The organism is Salibacter sp. (assembly GCF_031581065.1).
Lineage (GTDB): Bacteria > Bacteroidota > Bacteroidia > Flavobacteriales_G > Salibacteraceae > Salibacter.
Map to the genome: position 1 here is coordinate 1 of NZ_JAVLBN010000021.1, position 16,682 is coordinate 16,682.

At 42.4% G+C, this 16,682-nt stretch carries 11 protein-coding genes; 10 read left to right on the top strand and 1 reads right to left on the bottom strand.

Annotated features, from left to right (window positions below):
- Positions 1-182: 182 nt before the first annotated feature.
- On the bottom strand, positions 183-605 hold the full coding sequence (locus RI557_RS06710) for a DsrE family protein (protein ID WP_310682875.1): 423 nt from the start codon (positions 603-605) through the stop codon (positions 183-185).
- 206 nt (positions 606-811) lie between these two features.
- On the opposite strand from RI557_RS06710, the gene RI557_RS06715 reads away from it, so the two are divergent.
- From RI557_RS06715 to RI557_RS06760, 10 genes are all read left to right on the top strand, one after another.
- A complete protein-coding gene (locus tag RI557_RS06715) occupies positions 812-1,042 on the top strand; it encodes a hypothetical protein (protein ID WP_310682877.1) in 231 nt (76 codons plus the stop codon).
- 47 nt (positions 1,043-1,089) lie between these two features.
- Positions 1,090-1,518 carry an HYC_CC_PP family protein gene (locus tag RI557_RS06720; RefSeq protein WP_310682879.1) on the top strand — a complete coding sequence of 143 codons (429 nt, stop codon included), beginning with the start codon at positions 1,090-1,092 and terminating at the stop codon, positions 1,516-1,518.
- Between the two features lie 70 nt (positions 1,519-1,588).
- The gene (locus tag RI557_RS06725; protein ID WP_310682881.1) at positions 1,589-5,533 is read left to right on the top strand and encodes an efflux RND transporter permease subunit; all 3,945 of its coding nucleotides are present in this window, start codon (positions 1,589-1,591) and stop codon (positions 5,531-5,533) included.
- Positions 5,534-5,579: 46 nt separating this feature from the next.
- On the top strand, positions 5,580-6,953 hold the full coding sequence (locus RI557_RS06730) for a TolC family protein (RefSeq protein WP_310682883.1): 1,374 nt from the start codon (positions 5,580-5,582) through the stop codon (positions 6,951-6,953).
- A 2-nt stretch (positions 6,954-6,955) separates the two neighbouring features.
- Positions 6,956-8,629, top strand: coding sequence for an efflux RND transporter periplasmic adaptor subunit (locus RI557_RS06735; RefSeq protein ID WP_310682885.1), 1,674 nt, complete (start codon positions 6,956-6,958; stop codon positions 8,627-8,629).
- Between the two features lie 110 nt (positions 8,630-8,739).
- Entirely contained in the window at positions 8,740-9,798 is a 1,059-nt protein-coding gene (locus RI557_RS06740; protein WP_310668875.1) for a glycosyltransferase family 2 protein, read from the top strand.
- A gap of 143 nt (positions 9,799-9,941) precedes the next feature.
- Positions 9,942-11,156 carry an ATP-binding protein gene (locus tag RI557_RS06745; RefSeq protein WP_310682887.1) on the top strand — a complete coding sequence of 405 codons (1,215 nt, stop codon included), beginning with the start codon at positions 9,942-9,944 and terminating at the stop codon, positions 11,154-11,156.
- Positions 11,157-11,234: 78 nt separating this feature from the next.
- Positions 11,235-13,697 (top strand): primosomal protein N', encoded by a 2,463-nt coding sequence (gene priA, locus RI557_RS06750; RefSeq protein ID WP_310668877.1) that lies wholly within the window; start codon positions 11,235-11,237, stop codon positions 13,695-13,697.
- A gap of 135 nt (positions 13,698-13,832) precedes the next feature.
- Positions 13,833-14,312 carry a DUF6495 family protein gene (locus tag RI557_RS06755; protein WP_310668878.1) on the top strand — a complete coding sequence of 160 codons (480 nt, stop codon included), beginning with the start codon at positions 13,833-13,835 and terminating at the stop codon, positions 14,310-14,312.
- 85 nt (positions 14,313-14,397) lie between these two features.
- A complete protein-coding gene (locus RI557_RS06760; protein WP_310682889.1) occupies positions 14,398-16,512 on the top strand; it encodes an endonuclease MutS2 in 2,115 nt (704 codons plus the stop codon).
- Positions 16,513-16,682 lie beyond the last annotated feature (170 nt).

Genomic DNA, 16,682 nt, shown 5'->3' on the forward strand with positions numbered 1-16,682 from the left:
GAGAGCAGCGAATTTCCCTCGATATTTCATAACTTTAGAATGAAGGGTACACCCAAAAGTCCCACTTTGTAAAGTGAGGTCGTCATCATTCAGTTTTTGTATCTTATTTGTACCTAAATTTTGCAACTAACAGACTATCAATAGCTATTACTTTTTGTATCGGAAAGTAGTATTAAAAGTTTTCACAACCCCGCCTTAATGTAACTCCAACCCTGTTCTTGTTTTCTAACAACTTCAGCAATGCCCATTTTCACATACTTAGCAACATCGATAACTTTGTCTTTTGAAATGTTTTTCGCGCTGAGCGTGTTTTCACAAGCAACAAAGACTACACCCATTTCGCTCAGGTTACGAATTTCATCAGAAAATGCAGACTTATCTTCGATCAAATAACCGATGCCAACTGAGTGAACAACAACTTGAAATTCTGCTTCAGGCCATCCCTGGTTGAGGTTATTCAACTGTCTGGTCAATGATTTTTGACTCTTGATATTATTGTCAGTCAACTGAAATACAATTTTATGCCCAGCTCCATTATCCTGTGCTTTTGCATTGAAAAATGTGAGGCTAAATACCAATATTGTGAGTAACTTAAACCATTTCATACTATCATCTATTTTGTGATTTAAAACTGATACAATATTCAGGATTTTAATTCATTCTGTAAGTGATGAATGTTACAGTTTGTATTGTGTAACTGAATTTAAAATGAGGCTACTCAAAATAAATACATCGAACATGAAATAAATACTTAAACTTTAAAAAAACAGCACTACCTCACCTAAAACGCCTCAACCGTAGACACCTCCTCGTGGTTATTTTCTTCGAGAATACTGAACTGGAAGAATTTAAAAAAGAGGAAGTAAACACAATACTCGACATCGCATCTAAAACAATGGCCGAAAAACTGAGCCACGAACTCGTACAGGCTACTTACGAACTTAGAAATGCCGGTATTCAAACCATCCGTACCAAACCGGAAGACCTCTCGACAAACACCATCAACAAATATTTAGAATTGAAATCGAGGGGGATGATTTAGCATCAAATACATTACTCCTAATTTTTCATTAAATTTGTTACCTGAAAATGAAAAAACTCATTTCCATATCACTATCGATCATCGTGTTGATCGGGAATTTGTGGCTCACGCAGGGCATTCACTTTTGTGGTGGTGAAATTGCAGACATAAGTGTTGCTGCCGGAGAATCTGAATTAGATTGTGGCATGGAGCGCAAAGTTGAAAAGTCGTGTCACCACCATCATCATGACGATGGATCTGACCAAATAAAAAAGAAATCGTGCTGCGAAGATGTTTACCACAGTTTAGTACTCGATATTGATTATCAAATTTCTGATATTCAAAAACTTCCGCTCATAAAATTTGCGGTTGCATTTATCTCTACTTATATCCCTGACCTCATTCAGCCTCAATCGCTTGCTAATCTCGCACATTACGAGGCTCCTCCTCCTGAATCATCCTCATTTCAGGCTCTTTTCCAAATTTTCAGACTGTAGAATTTGGTGCATCACCTTGCTGAAGCGCACAGCGCATTCATTCTAATCGTGTTGTATCAAATTTTTCATCATGCTCAACAGAATAGTTCGTTACTTTTTACAGAATAAACTCGTGACCTCTATCCTACTCCTCGCCTTTATTGGATGGGGAATCGTCACGTCTCCCTTCAACTGGGAAACAGGATTTTTACCGTCAGATCCGGTGACTGTAGATGCCATTCCTAATATTGGCGAAAACCAACAAATTGTCTTTACTGAATGGGCCGGGCAATCGCCACGAGATGTAGAGGATCAAATTACGTATCCGCTCACCTCTTATTTACTGGGAATCCCGGGAGTTAAATCGGTACGCAGTTCATCGATGTTCGGATTTTCGAGTATCTACCTGATTTTTGAGGAAGACATAGAATTTTACTGGTCACGCTCACGAATACTTGAAAAGCTAAATTCCATTCCACCCAATCTGTTACCGGAAAACGCTTCACCTTCTTTGGGGCCGGATGCTACAGCACTGGGGCAAGTTTACTGGTATACCATTGAAGGTCGTGATGAACAGGGCAATCCGACTGGAGGCTGGGACTTACACGAGCTGAGAACCATACAGGATTATTACGTAAAATACGGCCTCAACTCTACTTCCGGAGTCTCTGAAGTGGCATCAATTGGCGGGCATGTCAAGGAATATCAGATTGATGTTGATCCCGCAGCACTCAAAGCCTATGACATTTCATTGAGCGAGGTTGTCAATGCTGTTCGCCAATCAAATCGCGATGTAGGAGCTAAAACACTTGAGATCAACAAGGCAGAATACCTTGTACGCGGACTCGGCTACATAGAAAAGGTTGAAGACATCGAACAATCGGTTCTGAAAGTGAACAACCACAAACCGATTAAAATCAAAGATGTAGCACGTGTCAAAATCGGTCCTGCTCAACGTAGAGGTCTGCTCGACAAAGAAGGTGCTGAAGCTGTTGGCGGAGTTGTAATCGCCCGTCACGGTGCAAATCCGATGAAAGTGATCGAAAACGTAAAAGCAAAAATCGCTGAAATTTCGCCCGGCTTACCTTCAAAAAAACTAGATGATGGCACTTTGAGCAAACTGGAAATTGTGCCGTTTTACGACCGCTCCGGACTCATCCAGGAAACGCTGGGAACGCTGGAAGAAGCGCTGACACTTGAAATACTCATTACCATTATCGTGGTTATTGTCATGGTTTTCAATCTGCGTGCCTCGCTCCTCATTTCAAGTCTGTTACCCATCGCTGTTCTCATGGTTTTCATCGCCATGCGCTATTTTGGGATCACCGCCAATATCGTAGCCCTTTCGGGAATTGCTATTGCCATTGGGACTATGATCGATTTGGGTGTTATACTCTCAGAGAATGTGCTCAAGAAAATTGATGAAGAAAGAGATAACGGTCAGAGCCGTAAGCCAGCTTTTCGTCAACTGGCAGACTCAGTTTACAATGGCGCTGCCGAGGTGAGCACCGCAATCGTAACGGCTGTCATGACAACCATCGTGAGTTTCATCCCCGTTTTTGCATTGCAGGGAGTCGAGGGGAAACTCTTTACACCGCTGGCTTTCACCAAAACATTTGCGCTTGTTGCCGCACTTATCGTTTCGTTGCTAATCCTTCCGGCACTGGCGCATTGGTTTTTCGGAATTAAAGTCAGGCGTAAACTGTGGCGCTCGGTTCTGAACAGTTTGCTATTGATCACAGGAGTCGTAGCACTGTTTTACAACAAGTGGTGGGCGGGACTCACACTGTTTGGTTTTGGTTTAACCGGACTCATGCGAAATGCTGATTGGGTTAAAAATAAGGTTAATAACACAATTGAAAATACGAGCGGGATTTGGCAAAAAATGTGGCAAATTTATCGCTGGAAACTGCAGTACAGCGCGTTGCTTATCACTGTTTTTTCAGCTTCCTGGTTATTAGCGATCAACTGGTTGCCGCTGGGAGCGCAAAACTCAAACTGGGCAAACTTCTTCTTTGTCATCATCCTGATCGGGATTATCCTCACAGGCTTCAAACTGCTCGAATACTATTATGGGCAAATTCTGAACAGAATCCTCAACCGCGCTAAAACATTTTTAGTGATTCCGGCTGTGCTCATGCTTTTTGCTGTCGTTATATGGCTGGGATTTTCAACCGTTTTCGGGTTTGTTGCAAAAGGATTTGATCAGGCGGATGTCAACATTCGTAAAACCAGTGCCTGGTCTGCAATGAATCACACATTCCCCGGAATCGGTAAAGAATTTATGCCGGCACTTGACGAGGGAAGTTTTTTGCTAATGCCTACTTCCATGCCACATTCCGGAATGGAATACAACAAAGAAATTGTGCAACTTCTCGATACACGGGTTTATGCTATCCCAGAGATCAAATCAGCCGTTGGAAAAATGGGACGAGCAGAAACAGCTCTCGACCCTGCTCCTATCTCGATGTTCGAAAACATCATCCGCTACAAACCAGAGTATATACTCGATGAAGATGGTCGAAAAGTTCGTTTTGCAGTCAATGAAAACAGTCATTTTATTCTGAGCGATAGCAATAACTTTTTCAATTACTCAAACCAGGAGTTCACAAATAAAAATGGTGAAGCTCTCGGTCAGAACCGACAAGATTCGCTTTTCACAGCTATCGGGAAAGACTTTAGTACAGCATTGATTCAGGATGCTAACGGACGCTACTTCCGTAATTGGCGACCTAAAATTCAATCTACTGATGATATTTGGAATGAAATCGTAAGGGCGACAAAACTGCCTGGAGTTACAAGTGCTCCAAAGCTCCAGCCTATTGAAACACGACTCGTCATGCTGCAAACCGGCATGCGGGCACCAATGGGGATCAAAGTTTTTGGTCCGGATCTGAAAACGATTGAAAACTTCGGCTCTGAACTCGAAAAAATTCTAAAAGAAGCTCCGGGTGTGAAAGATGAAGCGGTCTTTGCCGAGCGAATTGTAGGTAAGCCTTACCTCAATTTGGATCTGAAGAGAGAAAAAATGGCGCGTTACGGATTGACAGTGGATGATGTTCAAAATACCATCCAAACCGCAATTGGTGGTATGAAAGTCACGTCAACCGTTGAAGGCCGCGAGCGATTTGATGTGCGAATCCGCTATCCCCGAGAGTTGCGAAATAATCCTGAAACGATTGGCAATATTTACATCGAATCGGCAAGTGGAGTGCAAATTCCACTTTCAAATGTAGTCGATATTCAATATGAACGCGGACCGCAGGTTATTAAGAGTGAAAACACTTTCAAGGTTGGCTATGTGCTGTTCGATAAAACCGATGAAACAGCCGAGGTTGAAGCAGTTCAAAATGCTCAACGATTGATCGATGAAAAGGTGGAAAGTGGTGAATTAACCATTCCGAGCGGAATTAGCTATGAATTCTCCGGTGACTATGAAAACCAGGTAAGAGCTGAGAAACGACTCTCCGTTATCATCCCAATTGTTCTCGTGGTAGTATTCCTCATTCTCTACTTTCAATTCAATTCTGCCAGCACATCCTTTATGGTTTTCACCGGAATTGCGATGGCTTTCAGCGGTGGCTTCATGTTGATCTGGCTTTACGGACAGGGCTGGTTCATGAACTTCAGTATTCTCGACATGAACTTCCGGGACATCTTCCAGATCAAAACCATCAACCTAAGTGTTGCCGTGTGGGTTGGTTTCATCGCGCTTTTCGGTATCGCAACTGATGATGGAGTATTGATGGGAACCTATCTCGATCAGAGTTTCAGGAAAAGGAGTCCTGAGAGTTTAGGTGAAGTCAAAAAAGCAGTTATTGAAGCCGGAAAAAAACGAATCAGACCGGCAGTTATGACTTCGGCTACTACGCTGATAGCACTACTCCCGATTCTTTCCTCAACAGGAAAAGGATCTGATATCATGGTACCGATGGCAATCCCTGCATTTGGCGGAATGATCGTAGCGGCTGTTAGCTACTTTGTGGTACCGGTACTGTATTATTTGAAGAAGAAAAAGGAGTTAGTAGAAAATTGAAATATGCGTTTTTAAGCGCGAATAATTCAACAATAAAAGCGAAAAAATGAGAATTTTCAAACAACATAAAATAGCAGGAAGAACTGGTTTAATGACTGGAAATCTTGCTGCTTCTGGCTTCGTTCAGGAGCGTAAGCGGATGAACGTATCTCGTCCCGAGCTTGCCGAGGGACATATTCCTCATCTATTCCTGATGCTGGTAACAACGCTGATAATGGTTTTGGCTACCATAAAACCAGTTTCAGGTCAGTCGTTAGACTCTCTATACAAAGAGGCTCTCGAAACAAACCCGGGAGTGCAGGCTCAATACCAAAAGTTTGAAGCACTGATGCAAAAATCAGCCGCTGTGAGCGGAATGCCCAGTCCGCAGTTGTCATTGGGTTACTTCATCAATCCAATTGAAACGCGTGTTGGTCCGCAAAGAGCGCAGATTGGCCTTTCTCAGCAGTTCCCGTGGTTTGGTACTTTAAAGGCAAAAGAAAGCGCTGTTGCCTACCAGGCCGAAGCGCAGTTTCAAAAGTTTGAGGAAGCAAAACTCAAACTCTATGCTGATCTCTCCAGGGCTTACTACCCGCTGGTTGAGTGGAGCGAAAAACTAAAAATACTCGAATCTGAAAAAGCTTTACTAAAAGAGTTGAGGCAGCAGGCGATCTTTCAACAGGAATCTGGTAATGCCAGCAGTGTTGATGTGATTCGGGCAGATTTACTGATTGACGATATCAATACTGAAATTGATATTCTCAAAGCTGAACGTTCAGCTCTTCAATCTCAGTTAAATGAGTTGATCAACAAAGAGGAAACTTTCAAAATAGAACCGACAGACAGCCTCAACAGAGCATTTTCGCTTTCCGGCTCTGACCGTGAATCAATGAAGAATCATCCTGCAGTAAAGCGTTATGAACAGGAACAAAAAGCCTTTGCTGAACAGGAAAATGCAGCGACAAAGGCAGGATTACCGCAAATTGGTGTGGGCATCAATTATTTTGTGGTTACGGAACGTTCAGATGCTCAGTTGCCAAAAAACGGACAGGATGCATTGTTGCCACAGCTGTCTATTTCTCTGCCAATCTACAGAAAGCAGTACCGGGCAGCACGAAAAGAAGCTATTCATCTTCAAAAAGCTGCTGAGTTTGAAGCTCAGCATGAAGTTAACCAACTCCAGAGTGAATTGGATAATGTATTATTCGCTATCGACCGTGAAATGAAGCTTATTGCCCTCTACAAAACAAAGATCGGAAAGGCTGAAATGGCAGTTGAATTATTGCTGGATCAATACCAAAACGGACAAACAGATTACGAAGAAGTACTGCGATTACAATCAAAACTTTTCGACTTCAAACTGAAAGAATTAGAATCAGCTAAAAAACTAAATATCAAACAGTCAGAACTCATTTACTTAACTAACGATTTAACTAAATAGTCATGAAAAATATCATTCAAAATAAATACGTCATCGCGATTATCTGCCTTGCGATCGGTATCGCTGCCGGATTGTGGTTTGCTCCAGATCAACAAGCTGTAAAAACACATCAGCACGAAACGAAAGAAGGTGAAACCTACACCTGCTCCATGCATCCACAGGTTCGTCAAAATGAGCCGGGCGACTGCCCCATTTGCGGAATGGATTTGATTCCGGTTGAAGAGTCCGGTAATGATGAATCTGCGAGCGCAGTTAAAATGTCGGCAACCGCTAAAAAACTGGCAAACATTCAAACATCAGTTGTAAAACGATCAGAGCCGGTTAAGACTCTCCGGCTCGATGGTGAAATCGTGCCGGATGAAACAGCAGATGTTAGTCAGGCCGTGCATTTTGAAGGTAGAATTGAAAAGCTCTATGCAGATTATGAGGGAAAATACATCTCGACCGGAGATGAAATCGGGAAAGTTTATTCGCGAGAAGTGATGGTCGCACAACGCGAACTCTTGCAGGCTATTGAAAGCGGAAATGAATCGCTCAAAGATGCTGCTGTAGCAAAGCTCCGTAATTACAAGATCTCAAAAAAATCAATCGATAAGATCTTAAGCTCCGATAAAATTTATGAAACACTCCCCATCTATGCGCATAAAAGCGGAATCATTACTAAAGTTAATGTCAGCGAAGGAGATCACGTACACAAAGGAGATGCACTCTACACATTGACCGATTTATCGAGCGTTTGGCTTATGCTCGATCTTTTCGAAAAAGACCTTCAGTGGGTTGAAACCGGTGATTCTGTTCAGTTTGAAATAGAAGCTCTTCCAGGTCAATCTTTCAATGGTATTATCGATTACATCGATCCTATTATTGACTCCAAAACACGAACAGCCGAAGCCAGGGTTATTGTTCAAAACCAAAAGAGAAATCTCAAGCCCGGCATGTTTGCCAATGCAACAGTCAAAGCAAGGTTGAGCGGCAACTCACAAATTACAATACCAAAATCTGCTGTATTGTGGACAGGCAAAAGAAGTGTCGTTTATGTATCTTCAAAAAGTGATGAGTTTGAAATGCGTGAGGTTGAATTAGGAAATAGCCTTGGCGAAAAGCAAATCATCGCTGGCGGATTAGAAGTTGGCGAAGAAATTGTGACAAATGGTGCTTTTTACGTGGATGCAGCAGCTCAACTGGCGAATAAACCCAGCATGATGAACAGTTCACAGTCAGAACCGAAATCAAACGGAGAATCTGATAAACAAATATCTCAACTTATTGTCAGCTATCTCGCACTCAAGGATTCTCTTGTCAACGACAATTTTAAGGGAGCTAAAAAAGCAGCAGAACAAACGTTGAAACTGACCGAGAATATGAACATGAAAGCTATGAGTCACCAGGCACATACGGCTTATATGGAACTGAATAAAACCATGAAATCAAATCTCAAAAAAGCTGTAAACGCAGAAGATATTGACCCTTTGAGAAATGCTTTTCTGGATATTTCTAATTCAATGATCAAACTCGTAAAAAGTACGGCTCTGACCGATAAACTCTACATCCAGCACTGCCCTATGGCTAACGATTACGATGGTGGTGACTGGCTGAGCAAAGAGAAAAAGATCAGAAATCCGTATTTTGGATCGAGTATGTTGACCTGTGGTTCTGTAACAGGTGAAGTGAAATAAGTTTAAAAGTTTAATGTTGAAGGTTTGAGCGTTTAATTTTAGTCAAATGAAATTATTTCCCCTGTAATCATTATAATTGCATGCTTTAGCAAACCCTCTTATCGAGTCACGTGAATAAATCAAAGCCACGCGTTGCAATAGTATTGCTCAGCTATAACAGTCTCAAATTAGTCCGCGAGTTTTTACCCAAAATCATCGCGACAACCAATCATGTTGAAGGTGTTGAGATTGTGGTAGTTGACAATGCTTCAACTGATGATCTATCGCCCTGGATGGCTGAAAATCACCCCGATATTCGCGTGATCAAGCTGGAAGTCAACAAAGGCTTTACCAATGGCTACTGCGCTTCTCTCCCACAAATTGAAGCAGAGAATTACGTACTTATCAGCTCAGACATCGAAGTGACTGAAGGTTGGTTAGAACCCGGACTCGAATTACTCGAGTCAGACCCGAAAATAGCGGCTGTTCAACCAAAAGTCATGTCCTTTGACAAACGCGAATATTTCGAGTATGCCGGTGCAGCAGGAGGCTACATCGATCACCTCGGATTTCCGTTTTGCCGCGGCCGACTTGTTGACAAGGTGGAAAAAGATGAAGGTCAATACGATGATGTACGCGAAATATTTTGGGCTTCAGGAGCTTGTTTGTTCATCAATGCTGATGCTTACCACAAGTCTGGTGGATTAGACAACGACTTTTTCGCACACATGGAAGAGATCGACCTCGCCTGGCGACTCAAACTGATGGGTTACAAAATCATGTTTCAGCCCAAAAGTAAGATCTTCCACATGGGCGGATTTGTGATTCAGTATGGCAGTCCGGGAAAGGTATTCCGCAATCACCGCAACAACCTGATCATGCTTACCAAAAACCTACCTGCTTATCAGTTGTTCTACAAAATTCCGTTCAGGCTCCTCCTCGATTATGTGGCTATGATCAAGATGATTTTAGATGGCAATCCAAAATCGAGTCAGGCCGTATTTAAAGCGCACTGGCAATACACGATGATGCTGGGCAAATGGCTCAAAAAGCGTAAAATCGTGAATTCTCTCAGATCAAAAACACCCAACCATTTTGGTATTTGTCCTAAAAGCCTTGTGTATCAATTCTTCATCAGGAAGGTTCGCAAATTCCCTGAACTAAAATGGGACCCGGCTGAGAAACGATAACCTGCAAAATCTGGCTCTGATCGTTAATTGATGATTTTCTTCAGTTATGTTTCTCTGACGTTTTTGTATTTCATCCATTACTAATGAATGACTTTATCCATTAGTAAACAATAATTTTACATCTTTGCTTTAAATGACAAAGAATGCTTAGACAAGAACAAATAAGCGAGATAATAGATAGTCAACAGGAAACATTTCTTCAAAAAGGAGATTTAGTTACCAGAAAGGCTTTAGCAGATGTACCTGTTGTAGATAATTTTGCAACTATCATAACAGGGCTAAGGAGATGTGGTAAAAGTACTCTTTTACTGCAATTACTAAGAAAAGATTTTAATGATGCCCTTTATATAAATTTTGAAGACATTAGGCTTACAGCTTTTGAAACTTCTGACTTTGCCAGACTTCAAAAAGAAATTGAAAGAAGAGAATTGCGAGTAATCTTTTTTGATGAAATACAGTTGATAGATAAATGGGAAATATTTGTTCATCAGCTTCTCAATTCACATTTTCAAGTTTTTATAACAGGTTCTAATGCTTCTTTATTGAGTAAAGAAATGGGCACACATTTAACTGGTAGACATTTATCAATGGAATTATTTCCATTTTCATTTACTGAGTTTCTTTCATTCACGAAAACAAAACCTAATAAAGATTCTTTGTCTCTTTATCTTCAAAATGGCGGTATGCCAGAATATGTCAAAAATAAAGAGCCGCTCATACTTGGTAAACTCATTGATGATATTTTAATCCGTGATATTGCTATCAGATATGGAATTAGAGATGTTGAAACTCTCAAAAAATTGACAATCTTTTTGATTTCCAATGTTGGCAAACCAGTTTCGGGCAATAAGCTTGCAGGAACTTTTGGCATTAAATCTACTACGACAATTGTTGAATATTTCAATTATTTACGAGATTCATACCTGATTGACTTCTTACCCCAATTCAGTTACTCGCTTAAAGCTCAAGCCAGAAATCCCAAAAAAGTTTATGCTATAGACACTGGGTTTATTGATGCTGTTTCAGCTTCATTTACTAAAGACAAAGGAAGAAAGTTAGAAAACCTGGTATATCTGCATTTGAGAAGACAAACAAAAAACCTGTATTCATTTAAAGACCAGGGCGAATGTGACTTTGTAGTTTTTGATAAAGATAAGGCTACTAAAGCAATTCAAGTTTGTTATAAAATCACTGACGAAAACTTTGAAAGGGAATATTCAGGTTTAATTGAAACAATGAACTTTTTTAAATTGAAAAAGGGAATAATGGTGACAATGGATCAGGAAGATAAGTTTGATAAAGATGGTTCTTCAGTTGAACTCATTCCGGCATATAAGTTCTTGACAATAACAGAATAATAATCTATGAGACGATAAGCTGCAAAATCTGGCTCTGACCGTTACCATCTTGAGCATTTGTAATAGCTTTGAGCCTCCATGGAGACGAAGTTTGTAGATGTTATTTTGCCGTTGCCCGTACCGCGTCCTTACACGTATCGCGTGCCCAGGGACTGGAACGAAAAAGTTTGCGAAGGCGCGCGGGTTTTGGTTCAGTTTGGCAAGAAAAAGATCTACACGGCTATCATCTACAAGGTTCACCACACGCCTCCACAGCATTACCGTGCAAAATACCTAAGTGATCTGGTTGATGAATTTCCTATCGTTCAGCCTAAGCAAATTGAGTTGTGGCGATGGATTGCCGATTATTACATGTGCAGTTTGGGAGAAGTGATGGCTGCTGCACTCCCGGCCGGACTCAAAGTGAGCAGTGAAACCATCATCATGCTCAATCACCACATGGAAATCGATTTCGATCAACTAACAGATCGCGAATACCTGATTGCTGAAGCACTCGAGAGCAATGAAAAGCTCACTATGCAGGAAGTCTCTGATATACTGCAGCTCAAAACCGTTTATCCCATCGTTCAGGGACTTATCGCCAAACAAATTATCCTCATCGAGGAAGTTGTTAAGGAGCGCTACAAACCCAAGATGAACGATTTTGCAACCCTCTCTCCCAACTACCAAAGCGAAGAACAACTCAAGCAAGCATTCGATGAGCTCAGCAATGCGCCAAAGCAGATGCACGTGCTCATGAAATTGCTCCAACTGGGCAAAACACCTCCCGAAAAAGTTGAGGCAGTAAAAAAGACCACATTGCAAAAAGAAGCACAGGCTTCATCGGCACAGGTAAAAGCCCTGGCAGAGAAAGGAATTATTGAAATTGAATCGCTGGAAGTTGGCAGGCTCCCCAGTTATCAGTCAGAACCGGGCGAAAAACAGCTCAACGATGAGCAGCAGGCTGCTTTGGAGTCGATTGAGTCACAGTTTGAAAAGAGCCGAAAACCTGTTTTACTGCAGGGCGTAACAGGATCGGGAAAAACCGAACTCTATATCAAGCTCATTCAAAAAACACTCGATTCTGGTCGGCAAGCTCTCTACCTCTTACCCGAAATCGCGCTCACCACGCAAATCATTTCCCGACTCGAAAAACATTTTGGTGATCAAATCCTGGTTTACCACTCGAAATTCAATGCCCAGGAACGTGTAGAGATCTGGCAGAAATTACTCAAGACTGAACAGCCCAAACTCATACTGGGAGCCAGATCGGCTATTTTCTTACCGATGAACAATTTGGGTGTGACCATTGTAGATGAAGAGCACGAACAGTCATTTAAGCAGTACGATCCGGCACCGCGCTACAACGCTCGCGATACGGCTGTTGTACTATCGGCTATGCACGAAGCCAATATGCTCCTCGGCTCTGCCACACCGAGTATCGAAAGCAGGTTCAATGCTCACAGCGGAAAATACGGCTACGCCTTTATGGGGTCAAGACACGGAAATGCCCAAATGCCTGATATGGAAGTCGTTGATCTCCGTGAACAGTACCGCAAGAAAAAGATGAAAACGCACTTTGGCGAACCACTCTACGAAGCGGTTAAAAAAGCTTTAAGTAATGGCGAGCAAGTGATTCTTTTTCAGAACCGTAGAGGCTTTTCGCCATTCGTTCAATGCAATACGTGTGGGTGGACTCCGGAGTGCAAAAACTGCGATGTTACGCTCACCTATCACAAGTTTTTGCAAAAGCTGAAATGTCACTATTGTGGGTACAATATCCCGCATCCAAAGACTTGTCCCGCTTGCGGATCACCGGAAGTTCAACTGAAAGGATTCGGAACAGAAAAAATCGAATCGGATATTGAGATCTACTTTCCTGAAGCACGCATCAAACGAATGGACCTCGACTCTACCCGTGGTAAAAACGCTCATCAGCAAATTATCAACGAGCTTGAAACCGGTGAAATCGATATTCTGGTGGGAACGCAAATGATCACAAAAGGACTCGATTTTGAAAAAGTAAGTGTCGTGGGAATCCTCAACGCTGATCTCATGCTCAATTTCCAGGATTTCAGAGCACACGAACGTGCTTTTCAACTCATGACACAGGTTGCAGGCAGGGCCGGCCGAAAAGACAGGCGCGGAAAGGTGTTTATCCAAACCTTTGATCCCGATCACCCTGTGATCAAACAAGTGAAAAAGCACAACTACGATGCAATGTACAATGTGCAGGACCACGAGCGTTTAAACTTTCATTACCCGCCCTATTACCGACTCATCAAGCTGACAGTCGTCCACCGCGACAAAGACCTTGTCCTCAACGGCTCCAACGAATTAGCCGGTATGCTGAGGCGTATCCTGGGCGATCGCATTTTAGGTCCGGAATACCCTGCCGTTGCCAGGATCAAGAACAAGTACCACCGTCAGATCCTCATCAAGTTAGAAAAGCAATTACACCTCGGTAAAATCAAGGAACAAATCGCTTCCCTCCTCACCGACTTCAACCAAATAGACAATTTCAAGAGTGTGCGGGTTATTGTGGATGTTGATCCGGTTTAGTTGAACAATTAGATCACTATTGGGTCAAAAAAAATCAATAAAGCTAATCGTATGAAAGCATTTTTAGATTAGTAAAAACAAGCTCATTATTAATTTAACCCTTATTTTCCCCACCTTTGCACAAAATCGACAACGTTGAAATTCAGAAAACTGACAAATCGCGAGCTGGAAGCGCTCGAAAAAGACTTTATCACGTTCCTGGCGGCTAACAGTATTACGGCTGCAGATTGGGAAAAACTCAAGAATAATGAACAGAAAAAGGCCGATGCGCTCATTGAACTGTTCAGCGATATTGTGTTTGAAAAAGCATTCACGAATTGCAAATGTTTAGAGCAAGTTGGCTCGCACGAGTTCCGCACGTACCGCTTTTTCGATGACGAGGTAAAGATGATCGCTGTGCGGGTTTCCCGCGATCTGACCGTAAACCTCACAAAAGGAAAACTGGGCGATACGCTTAATGACCTGCTAAAAAACAAAACAGATTCGGTTGAGATTTACGAGGCTACTAAAAAGTACAACAAACTGCGCGAACAGGAAATGTTTGATATCATGGAATCCGGTGCTTACATGGCCAATGACGAACTCTACAACCAACTGAAAGAGCTCATTTCTTAAATTGCGGTATTTTTTCAAAACAAAACGCTGTTCCTTGCGTCTATTCACGAATGCACTTTCTTTGCAATAGATTTACAATGACCGCATGAGTACCATAATTTCCAATCAAAATCAACGGGATTTAGAGTTCGACAAACTGCGCGATCTGGTAGCGGATTATTGTGAAACCAATACCGCTGCTGAAATCGTGCGCGACCTCTCTCCTATGACCAACGTGAAATCGCTGGAGTTCGAACTCACGTGTGTCAAAGAATACGTTGAGTCGTTTGAGGAAATTACGATTCCGGGCTTTCAGAGCGGAGAGATCAAAACTGAGCTCAAGCGCCTGCAGATAGACGATGTGGTTCTCGAAGCTGAGCAGTTCATGAACATCGCGGCACTTTCGCGCGGAATCAACAGGCTCATCGTGTTTTTCCAAAAGAACGAAGAGCTCTATCCCACCCTGGCTAAGCGAATCGCTCACCTCGAACAGTCGAATGAAATTGTGGCACTGGTAGAAAAGGTACTCGACCGCCACGGTACGGTAAAGTCCTCAGCATCACAAACGCTCAGTCAGATCCGGAAGTCTCTGCAATCGGTGCGCAAAAGTGCCGAGCGCGAATTTCAAATAGCGCTGTCCCGCTACCGCGATGCAGGTTTTCTTGACGACACGAAAGAAACCTACATCAACGGAAAACGCGCTTTGGCAGTACCGGCTGAGCACAAACGCAAGATCAAGGGCATGATCCTGGGCAGTTCAAACTCTGGGAAAATCGCCTTTATAGAGCCTCAGAGCGCTATTCCGCACAACAATGAGCTGGCGATGCTCAAGCAGGAAGAACAGGACGAGATCTACCGCATATTGCGTCAGCTAACGAATGACATAAAAGTACATGTCCCTGTTTTGGAAGCCTATCAGCACGTACTGGTCGATATGGACTTTGTGCAGGCCAAAGCACATTTCTCAAAACGCATCAATGGCATTTTGCCCGAGCTGCACCCCAATGAACTGCACATCAACTTTCAAAAGTGTCTCCACCCGCTCTTGTGGCTCAAGAATGAAGAAAAGAAAGAAAAGACCATCTCGCAAAACATCACGCTCGACAAGGAAAAGCGCATCCTCGTGATTTCTGGTCCCAACGCTGGCGGAAAAAGTATTTCCCTCAAGACAGTGGGATTGTTGCAAACCATGCTGCAAAGCGGATTGCTCATTCCGGTTGAGGAAGGCTCTAGCTGTGGTATTTTTGGTCAGATCCTGACCGACATAGGCGACAACCAGAGTATCGAAAACGAGCTCAGCACTTACAGCTACCGACTCAAAAACATGTACCACTTCCTCACTGTAACCAACAAGAAAACGCTCTTCTTAATCGATGAATTCGGAACCGGGTCAGATCCGGAACTGGGTGGTGCACTGGCCGAGGTGTGTTTTGAAGCACTCTACAAAACCGGAGCTTACGGAGTCATCACAACGCACTACGCCAATATCAAGATCATTGCTGATCAACTCGAAGCAGCCCAAAACGGCAGCATGCTCTTTGATCGCAAAACACTGATGCCGCTCTACAAGCTATCGGTTGGTCAGCCCGGTAGTTCCTTCACTTTTGAAGTAGCTGAGAAAAACAAAATACCAAAGGAGATCATCGAACAAGCGCGCAATCGCGTGCACTCCGGCAAGCTCGACCTCGATGAGTCAATCGGTACGTTACAACGCGAGAAACTGGCTCTGACCGAAAAGAAAAACGAACTGCATAGCAAAATAGAAAAAGCAAAACGCTCAAAGGAAGATTTTGAATTCAGACGTGAAGAACTCGAATTTAAACTCCTCAGACTCCAGCAAACGCAGCAGGAGAATAATGACTTCATCAATTTCGGCAAGAAACTGAAAGGGTTTATCGATTCCTACAACGGTAAGAACCTCAAGAAGGTGATCAAAGATTTTGTGAAATTCCTCAAGATTGAATACACCAAGAATCAAAAACCTGAGCAGAAAAAAGAGAAGCAAAAAAAGAAGTTAGCCCCTATTGAAAAGCAACGCGAAAAGAGCGATTTGATCAAACCAAAAAAACGAAAGTATCAAAAGATTGAGGTGGGCGACAAAGTAGTGATTGAAGGCGGAAGCCAAAAAGGCGAAGTTATTGATATTGAAGGTAAAAGAGCTACTGTGCTCTTTGGGAACTTTAAGACTACTGCAGACCTCAAAAAACTTCACCAGGCGTAATATTTTAGAAGATGAAAGTTTGAAAATGGATTTTGAATCCATAACCAGTATCTATTTTATTTGTAAAACTTTTTGTACTCATTTCAAATAACTACAGAAAAGGCAACATCTATATTAAGGAGTAATTATAATAAGTCGTCAATTAACAAAATAAAGAGTGACAAATTTTT

What these genes read in the sequence shown, in the direction of transcription:
- RI557_RS06710 (WP_310682875.1), bottom strand. Translation starts at nt 605, where the DNA reads ATGAAATGGTTTAAGTTACTCACAATATTGGTATTTAGCCTCACATTT.
- RI557_RS06720 (WP_310682879.1), top strand. Translation starts at nt 1,090, where the DNA reads ATGAAAAAACTCATTTCCATATCACTATCGATCATCGTGTTGATCGGG.
- RI557_RS06725 (WP_310682881.1), top strand. Translation starts at nt 1,589, where the DNA reads ATGCTCAACAGAATAGTTCGTTACTTTTTACAGAATAAACTCGTGACC.
- RI557_RS06730 (WP_310682883.1), top strand. Translation starts at nt 5,580, where the DNA reads ATGAGAATTTTCAAACAACATAAAATAGCAGGAAGAACTGGTTTAATG.
- RI557_RS06735 (WP_310682885.1), top strand. Translation starts at nt 6,956, where the DNA reads ATGAAAAATATCATTCAAAATAAATACGTCATCGCGATTATCTGCCTT.
- RI557_RS06745 (WP_310682887.1), top strand. Translation starts at nt 9,942, where the DNA reads ATGCTTAGACAAGAACAAATAAGCGAGATAATAGATAGTCAACAGGAA.
- priA (WP_310668877.1), top strand. Translation starts at nt 11,235, where the DNA reads ATGGAGACGAAGTTTGTAGATGTTATTTTGCCGTTGCCCGTACCGCGT.
- RI557_RS06760 (WP_310682889.1), top strand. Translation starts at nt 14,398, where the DNA reads ATGAGTACCATAATTTCCAATCAAAATCAACGGGATTTAGAGTTCGAC.